The 15,914-nt window shown below is 66.2% G+C and carries 13 protein-coding genes, 1 tRNA gene and 1 pseudogene; 5 read left to right on the top strand and 10 right to left on the bottom strand.

The genetic code is table 11. The features are described from left to right. Positions 1 to 436: 436 nt before the first annotated feature. Complete coding sequence (locus FFI87_RS04585) at positions 437 to 1,597, top strand: alkane 1-monooxygenase (RefSeq protein WP_138848128.1); 1,161 nt, start codon at positions 437 to 439, stop codon at positions 1,595 to 1,597. Positions 1,598 to 1,636: 39 nt separating this feature from the next. On the opposite strand, the pseudogene FFI87_RS04580 reads toward FFI87_RS04585, so the two are convergent. From FFI87_RS04580 to serS, 3 genes and pseudogenes are all read right to left on the bottom strand, one after another. Continuing rightward, a pseudogene (locus tag FFI87_RS04580) lies at positions 1,637 to 1,771 on the bottom strand (methyl-accepting chemotaxis sensory transducer); the annotation flags it as partial. A 94-nt stretch (positions 1,772 to 1,865) separates the two neighbouring features. Beyond that, positions 1,866 to 1,956, bottom strand: a tRNA-Ser gene (locus FFI87_RS04575). 114 nt (positions 1,957 to 2,070) lie between these two features. After that, complete coding sequence (gene serS, locus FFI87_RS04570) at positions 2,071 to 3,372, bottom strand: serine--tRNA ligase (RefSeq protein WP_138848129.1); 1,302 nt, start codon at positions 3,370 to 3,372, stop codon at positions 2,071 to 2,073. A 252-nt stretch (positions 3,373 to 3,624) separates the two neighbouring features. Between serS and FFI87_RS04565 the strand changes: the two genes are divergently transcribed. Beyond that, positions 3,625 to 3,891, top strand: coding sequence for a DUF2164 domain-containing protein (locus FFI87_RS04565; protein WP_006750829.1), 267 nt, complete (start codon positions 3,625 to 3,627; stop codon positions 3,889 to 3,891). 37 nt (positions 3,892 to 3,928) lie between these two features. Here FFI87_RS04565 and FFI87_RS04560 read toward each other — a convergent pair whose 3' ends face one another. The 3 genes from FFI87_RS04560 to FFI87_RS04550 all read right to left on the bottom strand — a co-directional run bounded on the left by FFI87_RS04560 (position 3,929) and on the right by FFI87_RS04550 (position 8,522). Beyond that, positions 3,929 to 5,239, bottom strand: coding sequence for a replication-associated recombination protein A (locus tag FFI87_RS04560; RefSeq protein ID WP_012363288.1), 1,311 nt, complete (start codon positions 5,237 to 5,239; stop codon positions 3,929 to 3,931). Positions 5,240 to 5,476: 237 nt separating this feature from the next. Next, positions 5,477 to 6,166, bottom strand: a complete 690-nt coding sequence (gene lolA, locus FFI87_RS04555; protein ID WP_138848130.1) for an outer membrane lipoprotein chaperone LolA — start codon at positions 6,164 to 6,166, stop codon at positions 5,477 to 5,479. A 46-nt stretch (positions 6,167 to 6,212) separates the two neighbouring features. Continuing rightward, positions 6,213 to 8,522, bottom strand: coding sequence for a DNA translocase FtsK (locus FFI87_RS04550; protein WP_126227313.1), 2,310 nt, complete (start codon positions 8,520 to 8,522; stop codon positions 6,213 to 6,215). A gap of 301 nt (positions 8,523 to 8,823) precedes the next feature. Between FFI87_RS04550 and trxB the strand changes: the two genes are divergently transcribed. The 3 genes from trxB to FFI87_RS04535 all read left to right on the top strand — a co-directional run bounded on the left by trxB (position 8,824) and on the right by FFI87_RS04535 (position 11,310). Then, positions 8,824 to 9,786: a thioredoxin-disulfide reductase gene (trxB, locus tag FFI87_RS04545; RefSeq protein WP_012363286.1), complete on the top strand. Its 963-nt coding sequence runs from the start codon at positions 8,824 to 8,826 to the stop codon at positions 9,784 to 9,786. A 134-nt stretch (positions 9,787 to 9,920) separates the two neighbouring features. Further along, entirely contained in the window at positions 9,921 to 10,700 is a 780-nt protein-coding gene (locus tag FFI87_RS04540; RefSeq protein WP_012363285.1) for a Smr/MutS family protein, read from the top strand. Next, positions 10,687 to 11,310: a trimeric intracellular cation channel family protein gene (locus FFI87_RS04535; RefSeq protein ID WP_006750823.1), complete on the top strand. Its 624-nt coding sequence runs from the start codon at positions 10,687 to 10,689 to the stop codon at positions 11,308 to 11,310. The genes FFI87_RS04540 and FFI87_RS04535 overlap by 14 nt, the downstream gene beginning before the upstream one ends. Positions 11,311 to 11,407: 97 nt before the next feature. Here the strand turns inward: FFI87_RS04535 and FFI87_RS04530 are convergent, their stop codons facing one another. From FFI87_RS04530 to FFI87_RS04515, 4 genes are all read right to left on the bottom strand, one after another. Continuing rightward, on the bottom strand, positions 11,408 to 12,523 hold the full coding sequence (locus FFI87_RS04530; RefSeq protein ID WP_006750822.1) for an ABC transporter ATP-binding protein: 1,116 nt from the start codon (positions 12,521 to 12,523) through the stop codon (positions 11,408 to 11,410). A 112-nt stretch (positions 12,524 to 12,635) separates the two neighbouring features. Next, positions 12,636 to 13,493 carry a carbohydrate ABC transporter permease gene (locus FFI87_RS04525; RefSeq protein ID WP_006750821.1) on the bottom strand — a complete coding sequence of 286 codons (858 nt, stop codon included), beginning with the start codon at positions 13,491 to 13,493 and terminating at the stop codon, positions 12,636 to 12,638. After that, positions 13,483 to 14,421 (bottom strand): carbohydrate ABC transporter permease, encoded by a 939-nt coding sequence (locus FFI87_RS04520; RefSeq protein ID WP_011656200.1) that lies wholly within the window; start codon positions 14,419 to 14,421, stop codon positions 13,483 to 13,485. Before FFI87_RS04520 ends, FFI87_RS04525 begins: the two co-directional genes overlap by 11 nt. A 138-nt stretch (positions 14,422 to 14,559) precedes the next feature. Continuing rightward, the gene (locus FFI87_RS04515; protein WP_138848131.1) at positions 14,560 to 15,807 is read right to left on the bottom strand and encodes an ABC transporter substrate-binding protein; all 1,248 of its coding nucleotides are present in this window, start codon (positions 15,805 to 15,807) and stop codon (positions 14,560 to 14,562) included. Positions 15,808 to 15,914: the final 107 nt, after the last annotated feature.

The raw sequence follows: 15,914 nt of genomic DNA, 5'->3' as shown, positions 1-15,914 counted from the left end.
CATTTGAGCGCCCCCATCGTAATCATTCGTAACATGTGGACGGCAAAGGACTGCGCCACCTCACGTCGTTGAGCCGTACTTATTGCGTTGCAACATTCGTTGCGAAGCTCACCGCCGGAGGCATGGCAGCGTCACCGCACACATTCCTCTGACGAGACGCGGGCCGCCCGGGGGATCGGGCCTGCGTGCGCCTGTTTCAATCACCCTCGTGACGGCCCTTCCCGACACGCGTCATCCACGGGCCGCCGTTTGGAGTTTCATGCCTAGCGCCGAGGTTTGGAAAGCGTGCGCGGCAGTCGTATAACTGGCACAACCGGACACCGATCCGGCGCCGCGCGCCGTGTCGCGGACCAACGACGATTCGAACGACGATAAACGTGCACATGTGGCCGCCGCGCCCGCAAGCGCAGGAGCCGGCCCCGAAAGGAGGGAGACAATGGCAACGACCGACGAATCGGCCTCGGGCTGGTCGGATGGCAAACGTTATCTGTGGCTGCTCGGTGCGGTGACGATCACGCTGCCGATCTTCTCGGCCCAGCTTGCGTTGTCGACCGGCCTTCACGTGTTCTGGTGGTTCGGCCCGCTGTTCGCGTTCGGCGTGATTCCGATTCTCGACACGCTGATCGGCGACGATCGCGACAATCCGCCCGAAGCCGTCGTCCCGTACCTCGAACGGGCGCGCTACTACCGCTACATCGTCTATCTCGCGACGCTGGTCGAATACATCGCGTTCTTCATGTGCGTGTGGATCGTCGGCACGCATGCGCTCGCGTGGTACGACTACGTCGGCTTCGCGCTGTCGCTCGGCACCGCGACAGGCATCTCGATCAACACCGCGCACGAACTCGGGCACAAGACCAGCCGCTTCGAGCGCTGGCTCGCGAAAGTCACGCTCGCGCCGGTTGCGTACGGGCATTTCTTCGTCGAGCACAACCGCGGCCATCACGTGCGCGTCGCGACGGCCGAGGATCCGGCGAGCGCGCGCTACGGCGAATCGTTCTGGGCCTTCCTGCCCCGCACGGTGACGGGCAGCATCCGCTCGGCCTGGCGGCTTGAAAAGACGCGCCTCGGGCGGCTCGGACATTCGCCTTGGACCTGGCGCAACGAGGTCCTGCATGCGTGGGCGATGACCGTCGTCGTGTGGGGCATCGCGATCGCGATGGCCGGCAAGGTCGTGATCCCGTTCCTCGTGATCCAGGCCATGTACGGTGCGTCGCTGCTCGAAGTCGTCAACTACGTCGAGCACTACGGGCTCGGCCGCCGCAAGCTGCCGAGCGGCCGCTACGAACGCTGCACGCCGCAGCATTCGTGGAACAGCAATCACGTCGTCACCAACCTGTTCCTGTATCAGCTGCAGCGGCACGCAGACCATCACGCGAACCCGACGCGCTCGTACCAGGCGCTGCGCCACTTCGACGACTCGCCGCAACTGCCGGCCGGCTACGCGACGATGATCCTGTTCGCGTACGTGCCGCCGCTCTGGTATCGCGTGATGAATCCGCGTGTCGTCGCGCACTACGGCGGCAACATGGCGCAATCGAACATCAAGCCGTCGATCCGCGCTCGCGTGCTCGCGCAGTACTCGGCGGCGGCGTGATGCCAGGCTGCGCAGCGCGGTCGCCGGCGATATTCGTCACGCGGCTTGTTCGGCCAGCGCCGCGTTGCGCTGCGTCGCTTCATCCATCTGCGTGACCGCGACGTTCACCTGCTGGATGCCACCGCTCTGCTCCTGCGATGCGAAGGAGATCTCGCCGACGATCGTGCGGTCTCGGCCGTACACCGGCATCGACACAGCCACGCTCACGAAACTGAACGACCAAAACGAAAAACCCCGTGATCCTTTCGGATCACGGGGCTTCGTATTTTGGCGGAGAGGGTGGGATTCGAACCCACGGTACGGGGAAACCGTACGCCTGATTTCGAGTCAGGTACATTCGACCACTCTGCCACCTCTCCTTCCTTGCCACATCTCACGGCTGGTCGTTTCCGCGAGAAAAAGATTATAAGACGATCGTTTCCTCGCTGACAAGCCCTTTCTGCAAATTTTTTGCGAAGGGTTTGAAGGCCGCGTTACGACACCTGAGCAGGCGCGTCGATACGCTCCATGCCGCCCATGTACGGACGCAGTGCTTCCGGCACCGTGACCGAGCCATCCGCGTTCTGGTAGTTCTCGAGCACCGCGACGAGTGTGCGGCCGACCGCGAGGCCCGAGCCGTTCAGCGTATGCACGAGTTCCGGCTTGCCCTGCGCATTGCGGAAACGCGCCTGCATCCGGCGCGCCTGGAACGCCTCGGTGTTCGAGCAGCTCGAGATCTCGCGATAGGTGTTCTGCGCGGGCAGCCACACTTCGAGGTCGAACGTCTTCGCGGCCGAGAAACCCATGTCGCCCGTGCACAGCGTGATCACGCGGTACGGCAGGCCGAGCTTCTGCAGGATCGCTTCCGCGTGGCCGACCATCTCGTCGAGCGCAGCGTACGATGCGTCGGGCGCGACGACCTGCACCATCTCGACCTTGTCGAACTGGTGCTGGCGGATCATCCCGCGCGTGTCGCGGCCGTAAGAGCCGGCTTCCGAGCGGAAGCACGGCGAATGCGCGGTCAGCTTGATCGGCAGCGCGGAGCCTTCGACGATCGAGTCGCGCACGGTGTTCGTCAGCGAAATCTCCGACGTCGAGATCAGGTATTGCGTGATCGTGTTCTCGCCGCCGCCCTTCTCGACGCGGAACATGTCGTCCGCGAACTTCGGCAGCTGGCCCGTGCCGTACAGGATCTCGGGATTGACGATGTACGGCGTGTACGTCTCGCTGTAGCCGTGCTGCAGCGTGTGCGTGTCGATCATGAACTGCGCGAGCGCGCGGTGCAGGCGTGCAATCGAGCCGCGCAGCATCGTGAAGCGTGCGCCGGCGAGCTTCGCGCCGGTTTCGAAATCGAGACCGAGCGGCGTGCCGACGTCGACGTGATCCTTCACCGCGAAGTCGAACTCGCGCGGCGTGCCCCAGCGGCGCACCTCGACGTTGTCGGCTTCGTCTTTGCCGACCGGCACGCTTTCGTGCGCGATGTTCGGCATGCCCAGCATCAGGTCGGACAGGCGCGTCTGGATCTCGCCGAGCTTGGCCTCCGACGCCTTCATCTCGTCGCCGATGCCGCCGACTTCGGCCATCACGGCCGACGTGTCCTCGCCCTTCCCCTTCATCGCGCCGATCTGCTTCGACAGGCTGTTGCGACGCGCCTGGAGCTCTTCGGTACGGGTCTGGATCGCGCGGCGTTCCGCTTCGAGGGCGGAAAACGCGGCGATGTCGAGGGTGTAGCCGCGATCGGCGAGGCGCTTCGCGACGCCGTCGAGGTCTTTGCGCAGCAACTGGATGTCGAGCATGGGAGGACTTGGGAAATCGTTGTGTAAGACGGGAATTCTAACGCACCGCGCGCTCGCCACGGCATTGGCCGGACGGACAGTGCCGCAAACGCGCGACGGACGTGGCAGTATCGCATTGTCGGCCCGCGCGCCGGCAGCCGGCGAAGCACGTCGTGCAGCGCTGCCGCGCAGCGCGCGACAGCCGCGCCGGCCGGGCGCAACGCGGCGGGTCACGCACCCGCCCTTCGCATCACCATCACCCGAGGGAACCCGATGGCCATCGAGCTGGACAAGGATGTCCGCGACCGCGCGATCGCGTCGCTGCAACGCTATTTCACAGAAAACATGGACGAGCCGATCGGCAACATCCAGGCGGGCGCGCTGCTGCACTTCTTCGTCGAGGAAATCGCGCCGGCAATCTACAACCTCGCGATCGCCGATGCGCAGGAGCGCCTGCACGCACGCGTCGCCGAACTCGACATCGAATGCCATGCGGAGCCGTTCGAGTACTGGAAGAAGCAGCCGGGCCGCAAGCGCTGACGCACCCGACGCAGCGCCCGCCACCGCGTGCGGCCGGTCAGTCCTTCTTGCCGGCCTCGCGGTCGAGCTCGCGCAGCCACGCGAGCTTGTCGGCGATCTTCGCTTCGAGCCCGCGCGGCACCGGCTTGTACCAGCGCGGCTCGCGCATGCCTTCCGGCAGGTAGGTCTCGCCGGCCGCATAGGCGTTCGGCTCGTCGTGCGCGTAGCGATACGCATGACCGTAGCCGAGTTCCTTCATCAGCTTGGTCGGCGCATTGCGCAGATGCACGGGCACCTCGCGCGACTTGTCCTGCTTGACGAACGCCATCGCCTGGTTGAACGCGTTGTAGCCCGCGTTGCTCTTCGCCGCGCATGCGAGATAGATCACCGCCTGCCCGAGCGCCAGCTCGCCTTCGGGGGAGCCGAGCCGCTCGTAGGTCTCGGCCGCGTCGTTCGCCACCTGCAGCGCGCGCGGGTCGGCCAGGCCGATGTCTTCCCACGCCATGCGCACGATGCGTCGCGCGAGATATTTCGGATCCGCGCCGCCGTCGATCATCCGACAGAACCAGTACAGCGCGCCGTCCGGGCTCGAACCGCGCACCGACTTGTGCAGCGCCGAGATCTGGTCGTAGAAATTGTCGCCGCCCTTGTCGAAGCGCCGCGCGTTCAGCGTCATCGCGCTGCTGACGAAATCGGCATCGATGGTCGTGATTCGGGAGGAAGCAGCAGCCGTCTGCGCCTGCTCGAGCAGGTTGAGGAAGCGGCGCGCGTCGCCGTCCGCGTAACCGATGAGCGTATCGACCGCCTTGTCGTCGAACGCGAGGCCGTCGAGCGCGATTTCCTGCGCACGCTTGAGCAGCTGACGCATCTCGTCGTCGTTCAGCGACTGCAGCACGTACACCTGCGCGCGCGACAGCAGCGCCGAGTTGACTTCGAAGCTCGGATTCTCGGTCGTCGCGCCGATGAAGGTCACGAGCCCCGACTCGACGAACGGCAGCAACGCATCCTGCTGCCCCTTGTTGAAGCGGTGGATTTCGTCGACGAACAGGATCGTGTGGCGGCCGGTGCGGTTCAGCGTGTCCTTCGCCTGCTCCATCGACTCGCGAATGTCCTTCACGCCGCCGAGCACCGCGGACAGCGCGATGAATTCGCAGTCGAACGCGAGCGCGGTGAGACGCGCGAGCGTCGTCTTGCCGACGCCGGGCGGCCCCCACAGGATCATCGAATGCGGCTTGCCGGATTCGAACGCGAGCCGCAACGGCTTGCCTTCGCCCAGCAGATGCGTCTGGCCGATCACCTCGGCGAGCGTCTTGGGCCGCAGCGCCTCGGCGAGCGGCCGGCGCGGCTCGACTTGAAACAGGTCGGACATGAACCCTCGCTCCAGATCAGACAATGGCGGCCGAACGGGCCGCCGGACCCAATATTATGACAGCCGTGCGACTGCGCCGCCGGGGCCGGTGCTCGCGCCTAATGCTCACGCCTGGTGCCCGCGCTGGTGCCCGCGCCCGGTGCCCGCGCCTGGTGCCCGCGCCTGGTGCCCGCGCCCCCAAACAACACGGGCCTGCCGTCGCCGGCAGGCCCGTGTCGGGACAACGGTGCGATGCCGTCAGCCGTTGATCACGTCCGCGCCCTTCGGCACGACGAACTTGAACGTATCGCCCTTCAGCGGCGGATTCGTCTGGATGTTCGTGAACGTGAGCAGCGTGACGTTGCCGAACACGTCGTGCAGCTCCATCGCGGCGAGCGTGCCGTTGCGGAACCCGATGCCGATCCGCTGGAACTGCGTGTCCTGCGCCTTCGGCAGCATCTCGAGCCAGTCGATCCCGCCCTTCTCGCCCGCATCGCGCAGCGTGTAGTTCTTGTCGAGATCGTTGCTGCCGAACAGGATCGCGGCCGGGCTCGCGCCCAGCGCGCCGTTCAGCTTGCGCTCGGTGACCTGGTTCAGGTCGCGGTCGTACACGTAGAGCTTGTCGCCGTCGGCCTGCAGCACCTGCTGGTACGGCTTCTGGTACGTCCAGATGAACTTGCCCGGACGCGAGAACACGAACGTGCCGCTCGAATTGTCGTTCGGCTTCGGCGCGGCCTGCGCGGCGCTCGCGCCCTTGCTCGGCGCCTTGACGATCTGCTGCGTGAATTCGCCCTTCGCCGAACGCACCTGCGACACGAAGGCCTTCAGCTGCTCGGTGCCGCTCGCGAACGCGTTGGTCGCCGCGAGCATCAGCGATGCGCCGGCGAGCGCCGCGCCGAGCCAGCGCCGCGTCGAACGAAGGGACAATGCGAACGAATGTTGCTGCATATTGCGGTTTTCTCCGTGGGTGGCCGGCGCCGCGGGCGCCGCGGACTCATTCCGCGTCGCGCGCCGGCACAAGAATTTCGCGGTTGCCGCTCGACGACATCGCCGACACGAGCCCCGACTGTTCCATCTGCTCGAGCAGCCGCGCCGCGCGGTTATAGCCGATCCGCAGATGGCGCTGCACGAGCGAAATCGACGCGCGGCGGTTCTTGATGACGATCTCGACCGCCTGGTCGTACAGCGGATCAGACTCGCTGCCGCCTTCACCGGTTCCCGCGCCGGCCGAACCCTCGTCGCCGTCGGCGGTGCCGCCTTCGAGCAGCCCTTCGACGTAGTTCGGCTCGCCGTGCTCCTTGAGCTTCTCGACGACGCGATGCACTTCGTCGTCGGCGACGAACGCACCGTGCACGCGCACGGGCAGCCCGCTGCCCGGCGGCAGGTACAGCATGTCGCCCATCCCGAGCAGCGATTCGGCGCCCATCTGGTCGAGAATCGTGCGCGAGTCGATCTTCGACGACACCTGGAACGCGATCCGCGTCGGCACGTTCGCCTTGATCAGGCCGGTGATCACGTCGACGGACGGACGCTGCGTCGCGAGGATCAGGTGAATGCCGGCCGCGCGCGCCTTCTGCGCGATCCGCGCGATCAGCTCCTCGACCTTCTTGCCGACGACCATCATCAGGTCGGCGAGCTCGTCGATCACGACGACGATGTTCGGCAGGCGGCCGAGCGGCTCGGGATCGTCCGGCGTCAGGCTGAACGGATTCGGAATCTTTTCCTCGCGCTTCGCCGCATCGTCGATCTTGTTGTTGTAGCCGGCGAGGTTGCGCACGCCGAGCTTGCTCATCAGCTTGTAGCGGCGCTCCATCTCCGCGACCGTCCAGTTCAGCGCATGGCCGGCCTGGCGCATGTCGGTGACGACCGGGCACAGCAGGTGCGGAATGCCTTCGTAGACGCTCATTTCGAGCATCTTCGGATCGATCAGGATCAGGCGCACCTGCTCGGCGGTCGCCTTGTACAGCAGCGACAGGATCATTGCGTTGATGCCGACCGACTTGCCCGAACCGGTCGTGCCGGCGACCAGCAGGTGCGGCATCTTCGCGAGATCCGCGCACACCGGCTTGCCGCCGATGTCCTTGCCGAGGCTCAGGGTCAGCGCCGACGATGCGGCCGCATAGACCTCAGAACCGATGATCTCGGACAGGTGCACCGTCTGGCGGCGCTGGTTCGGCAGCTCGAGCGCCATGTAGTTCTTGCCGGGGATCGTCTCGACCACGCGGATCGACACGAGCGACAGCGAACGCGCGAGATCCTTCGCGAGGTTGACGATCTGGCTGCCCTTCACGCCGGTGGCCGGCTCGATCTCGTAGCGCGTGACGACCGGGCCCGGATACGCGGCGACGACGCTCGCCTCGACGCCGAAATCCTTCAGCTTCTTCTCGATCAGCCGCGACGTGAATTCGAGCGTATCGGCGGAAATCGCTTCCTGCGTCTTCGGCGCCGGATCGAGCAGCGACACCGGCGGCAGCGTCGAATCGCCCGGCAGGTCGGTGAAGAGCGGCACCTGGCGCTCGCGCTCGACCCGCTCGGACTTCGCCGGCGTGACGACCGGCGGCACGATCGTCACGGGCTCGTGATCCTCGATGCGCACGCGCTCCTCCTCGACCTTGCCTTCGCGGCGCACGGCCGCGGCCTCGCCGAGCTTGCGGTCGCGCTCGGCCTCGCGGCGCAGCTTCGCGACGTTCACGGCAGACAGGATCGCACCGCCGACGCGCTCGGCGACCGACAGCCACGAAAAGCGGAAATACAGCGACAGGCCGATCGCGAGCGCGATCAGGAGCAGCAGCGTGCCGCCGGTGAAGCCGAACGCGTGCGACATCGCGCCCGCCACGGCCTCGCCGATCACGCCACCCGGCGCGCGCGGCAACTGCACCTTCAGCGACCACATCCGCAGCGCCTCGATGCCGTCGCACGCGAGCACGACGAGCACGAACGCGAAGATCTCGGTGAGCCAGCCGATCGGCCGCTCGGGTTCGTCGACGACCGCCTCGTGACGCGTGATGCGCCGGTAGTTGACCGCGATGCGCCGTCCGAGCGGCACGATCAGCCAGTAGGCCGACAGGCCGAACAGCAGCAGGATGATGTCGGCCGTCCACGCGCCCACGCGACCGGCCCAGTTCGAGATGTGGTCCACCTGGGCCGCGTGCGTCCAGCTCGGATCGCGCCGGCTGTAGCTCAACAGGGCCATCACTAGAAAAGCGCAGAGCGCGACCTGGAGAATCCAGCGGATCTCCGTGAGGAGCTTCGACATCCGGTGCGGCAACGCCTGTGCCTGGGCGGAATAAGGAGCTTTTGCCATGAATCCGTATAAAGAGGACGGGCCACGGGCCCGCCTGTCGTTCGATCGCGCTCATTGTAAACGCTGCACCGGGCCGCCAAGTGTAAATGACGGTTACATAAGAGGGCCGGGTGCGTGAAGCCGCGCCGCGCGCCGCCTCCCGGCAAACGCTATCGCCACGATTGAAACTCTCGTTCGGCAGTGCAGCAACGGGGCCTTTATAATGCGCGTCTGATACCCATCTATGACGGCATCCCGGTCAACCCAGACCGTCCGGCGAGCCTTATCCCGCCCGCCGCGGCCGCCTTTTACGGATTCGCATATGTCCACGCCCAAACACGCCAAAGTCCTGATTCTCGGTTCCGGCCCCGCCGGCTACACGGCTGCCGTCTACGCGGCACGCGCCAACCTGTCCCCGGTGCTCGTCACCGGCATTGCGCAGGGCGGCCAGCTGATGACGACGACCGATGTCGAAAACTGGCCGGCGGACGCAAAGGGCGTGCAGGGCCCGGAACTGATGGCGCGCTTCCAGGAGCACGCCGAGCGCTTCAACACCGAAATCGTATTCGACCACATCCACACCGCGAAACTGCACGAACAGCCGATCCGGCTGATCGGCGATTCGGGCGAATACACGTGCGACTCGCTGATCATCGCGACCGGCGCGTCCGCGCAGTATCTCGGCCTGCCGTCCGAAGAAGCCTTCATGGGCAAGGGTGTGTCGGCCTGCGCGACCTGCGACGGCTTCTTCTATCGCAACCAGGAAGTCGCGGTGATCGGCGGCGGCAACACGGCCGTCGAGGAAGCGCTCTACCTGACGGGCATCGCGAAGAAGGTCACGGTGATTCACCGCCGCGACAAGTTCCGCGCCGAGCCGATCCTGATCGACCGCCTGCTGGAGAAGGAAAAGGAAGGCGTCGTCGACATCAAGTGGGATCACGTGCTCGACGAAGTGACGGGCGAGGAATCGGGCGTCACGGGGCTGCGCATCAAGAACGTGAAGACCGGCGCGACGCAGGACCTCCACGTGCAGGGCGTGTTCGTCGCGATCGGCCACAAGCCGAACACCGACCTGTTCCAGGGCCAGCTCGAGATGAAGGACGGTTACATCCTGACGAAGAGCGGCCTGCACGGCAACGCGACGTCGACCAGCGTGCCGGGCGTGTTCGCCGCCGGCGACGTGCAGGACAACGTGTATCGCCAGGCGATCACCAGCGCCGGCACGGGCTGCATGGCCGCGCTCGACGCACAGCGCTACCTCGAAGGCCTGCACGACAAGAAGTAAGCGTCAAGCCTTCGCCGCCGGGCGCTACAATGGCGTCCGCTGCCGCGAAGCAGGCTTGACCGGAAAGCCGCTGCCGCCGTGCAGCGGCTTTTTTGTGCCCGCGCGTCCGAACGCGCCTGCCCGGTTACCGAATCATGGCGAAGAACCAGCCCCATCCGAGCGATCCCGCGAAGCGGCAGATCGCCGCCCGTCCCGCGAACCCGGCGCCCGCCGCGCCCCCGCCCGCGCCCGATGCCGCCGCGTTGCGCGGCCAGGGCCTGGCCGGCCTCGGCGCGCTGCGCAAGTCGCTGCAAGGCGAAGCCGACCGCCGCGAGCGCGCCCGCGTCGAAACCGCGAAGGTCGCGCGCCAGGCGGAAGCCGACGCGAACCTGTTCCGCAACGAAATCGGCGCGATCCAGCCGCTGAACGCGCCGCCGCGCGCGAAGCCCGGCCGCACGCCGCCCGACCCGGTGCCGAAGCAGACGCAGCGCGACGAGGAAGACGTGCTGAACGCGACGCTGTCCGACGAATTCGATCCCGAGACGCTGCTCGACAGCGACGAATCGCTGTACTACCACCGCCCCGGCATCAGCCGCGAGGTCGTGCGCAAGCTGCGCAGCGGCGCGTGGATCGTGCAGGCGCAGCTCGACCTGCACGGGATGCGGCGCGACGAGGCGCGCGACGCGCTCGCGGAGTTCCTCCGCGAAGCCGGCAAGAAGGGGCTGCGCTGCCTGCGCGTGATCCACGGCAAGGGGCTCGGCTCGATCGGCAAGGAACCCGTGCTGAAAGGCAAGGTGCGCGCGTGGCTCGTGCAGAAGGAGGAAGTGATCGCGTTCTGCGAGGCGCGCAGCCACGACGGCGGCGCGGGCGCGGTGCTCGTGCTGCTGCAGCCGCTGCCGGCCCCCGCCGATCGGGGGCCGCGTGCCGCATCCTAGGCTGACGCTCGCGATCTCGATACTGGAAGCGATCGCGACGCTCGCCTTCGCGATCTCGGGCTTCATCGAGGCGCGCAAGAACCGTCTCGACTCGGTCGGCACGTTCGTCGTCGCGCTCGCCACCGCGTTCGGCGGCGGCACGCTGCGCGACATCCTGCTCGAACGCCGGCCGTTCTACTGGGTCATCCACGACGACTACGTGATCGCGATCTTCGTGCTCGCGCTGTTCGCGCCGATCGTGCTGCGGATGCTGTCGCGGCTGTCGGCCGAGCGGCTGCTGCTGGTGGCCGACGCGATCGGGCTCGGCATCTTCAGCATCTCGGGCACCGCGATCGCGCTCGATGCCGAGATGCCGCGCTTCATCGCGGTGATGATGGGCGTGATTACCGGCGTGGTCGGCGGCATCATCCGCGACGTGCTGTGCAACGACATCCCGCTGATCCTGCGCGATTCGCGGCCGTACGCGACCTGCGCGTTCGTCGGCTGCTGGTTCTATCTGCTGCTCGCGTGGCTGCAGTTCGACTCGGTGTACAGCGTGCTGTTCGCGACCGGCTTCATCCTCGTCGCGCGGCTCGCGACGTTCAAGTTCGACGTGCGGTTGCCGCACTGACGCCGCCACGCCGCGCGTCGCCACACATCGCCACACGCAAAAACGAAAGGGACCGTCACAGACGGCCCCTTCTCTTTCGTTCAGCGCAAGCGCCGCCTCACGCGATCCGCTCTTCCGATGCCGGATCGAACAGCACCGCCTTCGACACGTCGAACAGCAGCGACAGCGTCTGGTCGGGCTGCGGATTCGCGGCCGGATGCACGCGGCTCACGATCCGCTTGCCGTTGACCTGCGCGAACACGTGCGTGTCCGGGCCGGTCGGCTCGGTCACGTCGACGCGCACGTCGAACGGCTGCAGGTGCGACGCGTCGCCGTTGTGCGCGTGGCGCACGTCGGTGATGCGCTCCGGACGCAGGCCGAGGATCACCTCACGGCCGACGTGCGACTTCAACTGGCCATCGAACGGCAGGTTGAGCGCGCCGCGCTTGACGCCCGTATCGATCTCGAGCGCGATCCCGCTGCCCTGCTCGACCAGCTTGCCGTTGATGAAGTTCATCGGCGGCGCGCCGATGAAGCCCGCGACGAACAGGTTCGACGGCGAATCGTAGATGTCCTGCGGCGCGCCGAACTGCTGGACCACACCGTCCTTCATCACCGCGATCCGGTCGCCGAGCGTCATGGCCTCGATCTGGTCGTGCGTCACGTAGACGATCGTCGTGCCGAGACGCTGATGCAGCAGCTTGATTTCGGCGCGCATCTCGATGCGCAGCTTCGCGTCGAGGTTCGACAGCGGCTCGTCGAACAGGAACAACGACGGATCGCGCGCCAGTGCGCGGCCCATCGCGACGCGCTGGCGCTGGCCGCCCGACAGCTGGCCCGGCTTGCGGTCGAGCAGGTGCTGGATCTGCAGCATCGCCGATACGCGCTCGACGATCTGCTGCTGCTCGCTCTTGGGCACCTTGCGGATGTTCAGGCCGAACGAGATGTTCTCGCGCACCGTCATCGACGGATACAGCGCGTACGACTGGAACACCATCGCGATGTCGCGATCCTTCGGCGACAGGTCGTTGACGACCTTGCCGTCGATGCAGATCTCGCCGCTCGTCACGGTCTCGAGGCCGGCGATCATGTTGAGCAGCGTCGACTTCCCGCAGCCCGACCCGCCGACCAGGATCAGGAACTGTCCGTCCTCGATCTCGATGTCGACACCCTTCAGGACCGGCACCCCGTTCGGGTAGGTCTTGTACACGTCACGGATGGAAAGGCTTGCCATGCTGTGAATCCTCTGTCTCGTCTCGCGCGGCGCACTGCGGCGCCGCGTCGGGTTCGTTTCGATGCGCCGCGCGTCGCGCGCGGCCGGTTCGTCGTATCGGATGAAACCGCGCTTACCCCTTCACCGCGCCCGCCGTCAGCCCGCGCACGAAGTAGCGGCCGGCGACCACGTAGACGAGCAGCGTCGGCAACGCGGCGATGATCGCGCCCGCCATGTCGACGTTGTACTCCTTCACGCCCGTCGACGTGTTGACGAGGTTGTTCAGCGCAACCGTGATCGGCATCGAGTCGACGCCGGAGAACACGATCCCGAACAGGAAGTCGTTCCAGATCTGCGTGAATTGCCAGATCAGGCACACCATGAAGATCGGCAGCGACACGGGCAACAGGATCTTCGTGAAGATCGTGAAGAAACCCGCGCCGTCGATGCGCGCGGCCTTCACGAGCTCGGCCGGCACGCTCACGTAGAAGTTGCGGAAGAACATCGTCGTGAACGCGATGCCGTACACGACGTGCACGAACACCAGGCCCGGAATGGTGTTCGCGAGGCCGAGCATCCCCTGCAGGCGCGCCATCGGCAGCAGGATCACCTGGAACGGAATGAAGCAGCCGACCAGCATCATCGTGAACAGCGCATCCGCGCCGCGAAAGCGCCAGTGCGTGAGCACGTAGCCGTTGAACGCGCCGATCAGCGACGAGATCAGCACGGCCGGAATCACCATCTGCAGCGAATTCAGGAAGAACGGCTTCATCCCGTCGCAGCGCACGCCGGTACACGCGCCACTCCACGCCTTCACCCACGGATCGAAGGTCCAGTGCGTCGGCGGGGTCAGCAGGTTGCCGGTGCGCAGCTGGTCGAGATCCTTGAACGACGTCGACAGCATCACGTAGATCGGGAACAGGAAATACAGCGCGAACAGGATCAGCGCCGCATAGATCACTGCCCGGCTGATCGTCATCTTAGGCTGCATTGCGGGTGCTCCTCGATTCCATATACATCAGCGGCACCAGCACCGCGACCACGGTCGCGAGCATCATCACCGACGACGCCGCGCCCAGGCCCAGCTGGCCGCGGTTGAACGAAAACGTGTACATGAACATGGCCGGCAGCGACGACGACGTGCCGGGGCCGCCGGCCGTCAGCGCGACGACCAGGTCGAAGGTCTTGATCGTGATGTGGCAGAGGATCAGCAGCACCGAGAAGAACACCGGGCGCATGCTCGGGATCACGATCTTGCGGTAGATGGTCGGCAGCGTCGCGCCGTCGACCTGCGCGGCCTTGAAGATCTCGGCGTCGACGCCGCGCAACCCTGCGAGGAACAGCGCCATCACGAAGCCGGTCGACTGCCACACGGCGGCGATCACGATACAGAAGATCGCCTTGTCCGGATCGTCGAGCCAGCCGAACGAGAAGCTCGTCCAGCCCCAGTCGTGCATCACCTTCTCCAGGCCGAGGCCCGGGTTCAGGATCCACTGCCACGCGGTGCCCGTGACGATGAACGACAGCGCCATCGGGTACAGGAAGATCGCGCGCAGCGCGCCTTCGTTGCGGATGCGCTGGTCGAGCAGGATCGCGAGGAACAGCCCGAGCGCGACGCAGATCGCGATGAACGGAATCCCGAACCAGCCGAGGTTCGCGGCGGAGGTCCACCACACGTCGTTCTGGAACAGGTCCGAGTAACGGCCGAAGCCGTCGAATTCGTAGTTCGGCAACAGCCGCGAGTTGGTCAGCGACAGATAGCCGGTAATCAGGATGAAACCGTAGATGAACACGACGGCGATCGCGAGGCTCGGCGCGAGCACGAGCTTCGGAATCCAGCGATCGGCGAAGGCCGACATCGGCGACGTGCGCCGCGCGACGGCAGCGCCGGATCCGTTTCCGCTAAGAGGGGCAGCCACTTGATTCGACTCCTGGAACGAGGGCGGCGCAGGCCGGGCCGGCGCCGGGTACGGCGCGGGCCCGCGGGCGAGCCCGTTTGCTGCACATGCAAAAACGCCCGGCCGACGATGCGTTTCCGGCCGGGCGCCCGTTGCGCCTTACTTCACCTTCGCGGCTTTCGCGAGCGCGGCGACCGCGCTCTTCGAATCCTGCTGCGAGTTCATGAACTTCGTGACGACGTCGGTGATCGCGCCGGCCGTCGCGTCGCCCTGCGCCATCCCGTGCGCGAGCGACGGCACGAAGCCGCCCGACTTGATCGCGGTCTGCTCGTCGGCGTACGACTTCTTCGCGCAGTCGTCGAACTTGTCCATCTTCACGCCGAGGCGTACCGGCACCGAGCCCTTCAGCAAGCTGAACTGCTCCTGGAAGGCCGGCGTCATGATCGTCTTCGCGAGCGCGATCTGGCCCGGCGTCGCGTCCTTCTGGCCCTTCTGCTGGAAGAACACGAACGAGTCGACGTTGAACGTGTACGAATTCGCCGTGCCGGGCACCGGTGCGCAGATATAGTCCTTGCCGGCCTTCTTGCCCGCGTTCTCGAACTCGCCCTTCGCCCAGTCGCCCATGAACTGCATGCCGGCCTTGCCGTTGATCACCATCGCGGTCGCGAGGTTCCAGTCACGGCCGTTGCGGCCGGTGTCAAAGTAGCCCTGGATCTTGCGCACCGTGTCGAACACCGACACCATCTGCGGCGAATTCAGCGTGGGCTGGTCGAGATCGACGAGCGCCTTCTTGTAGAACGCCGGCCCCTGCGACAGCACGACGTCTTCCCACAGTGTCAGGTCCTGCCACGGCTGGCCGCCCATCGCGACCGGCTGAATGCCCGCGGCCTTCAGCTTGTCGGCCACCGCGAAGAACTCAGGCCAGGTGGTCGGCACCTTCGCGCCGACCTTGTCGAGCGCCGCCTTGTTGATATAGAGCCAGTTCACGCGGTGCACCGAGAACGGCGCGGCGACGGTATGGCCCTTGTACTTGATGATCTTGTCGATTTCCGGCGGCAGGTTCTGCTTCCAGTCGCCGGCAGCGGAATCGATGTTGACGAGCACGCCCTGGTCGGCCCAGTCCTGGATCAGCGGGCCCTTGATCTGCGCGGCCGACGGGGAGTCGCCGCTGATCACCTTGGTCTTCAGCGCGGTCATGGCCGCCGCGCCCGCGCCGCCCGCGACCGCGAAGTCCTTCCACACGTAGCCCTGCTTCTGGAGGTCGTCCTTCAGCACGCCGACGGCCTTCGACTCGCCGCCCGAGGTCCACCAGTGCAGCACCGTTACGTTCTCGGCCGCCTGCGCCGCCACGGCGCCAGCCATCAGACCCGCGGCGCAGAGCGCGCCCATGATCGAGCGAACTTTCATTACTTATCTCCTCCAGACTGAATCAACTCGTGAAGTTCCCTGACCGGGAACCGGCTTCTTGATAAACGACGGGGAAATCGAGCCGCGGGACGCATGCAGCGTACGGG

Source organism: Burkholderia sp. KBS0801 (assembly GCF_005937855.2).
GTDB classification, from domain to species: domain Bacteria; phylum Pseudomonadota; class Gammaproteobacteria; order Burkholderiales; family Burkholderiaceae; genus Burkholderia; species Burkholderia ambifaria.
The sequence above is the reverse complement of the archived record's forward strand: the minus strand, read 5'-3'. Positions and strand labels throughout refer to the sequence as shown.

Excerpts from the sequence above, each read along its gene's own strand:
- FFI87_RS04585 (WP_138848128.1), top strand. The coding sequence starts at position 437 with ATGGCAACGACCGACGAATCGGCCTCGGGCTGGTCGGATGGCAAACGT.
- serS (WP_138848129.1), bottom strand. The coding sequence starts at position 3,372 with ATGCTCGACATCCAGTTGCTGCGCAAAGACCTCGACGGCGTCGCGAAG.
- FFI87_RS04565 (WP_006750829.1), top strand. The coding sequence starts at position 3,625 with ATGGCCATCGAGCTGGACAAGGATGTCCGCGACCGCGCGATCGCGTCG.
- FFI87_RS04560 (WP_012363288.1), bottom strand. The coding sequence starts at position 5,239 with ATGTCCGACCTGTTTCAAGTCGAGCCGCGCCGGCCGCTCGCCGAGGCG.
- lolA (WP_138848130.1), bottom strand. The coding sequence starts at position 6,166 with ATGCAGCAACATTCGTTCGCATTGTCCCTTCGTTCGACGCGGCGCTGG.
- FFI87_RS04550 (WP_126227313.1), bottom strand. The coding sequence starts at position 8,522 with ATGGCAAAAGCTCCTTATTCCGCCCAGGCACAGGCGTTGCCGCACCGG.
- trxB (WP_012363286.1), top strand. The coding sequence starts at position 8,824 with ATGTCCACGCCCAAACACGCCAAAGTCCTGATTCTCGGTTCCGGCCCC.
- FFI87_RS04540 (WP_012363285.1), top strand. The coding sequence starts at position 9,921 with ATGGCGAAGAACCAGCCCCATCCGAGCGATCCCGCGAAGCGGCAGATC.
- FFI87_RS04530 (WP_006750822.1), bottom strand. The coding sequence starts at position 12,523 with ATGGCAAGCCTTTCCATCCGTGACGTGTACAAGACCTACCCGAACGGG.
- FFI87_RS04525 (WP_006750821.1), bottom strand. The coding sequence starts at position 13,493 with ATGCAGCCTAAGATGACGATCAGCCGGGCAGTGATCTATGCGGCGCTG.
- FFI87_RS04515 (WP_138848131.1), bottom strand. The coding sequence starts at position 15,807 with ATGAAAGTTCGCTCGATCATGGGCGCGCTCTGCGCCGCGGGTCTGATG.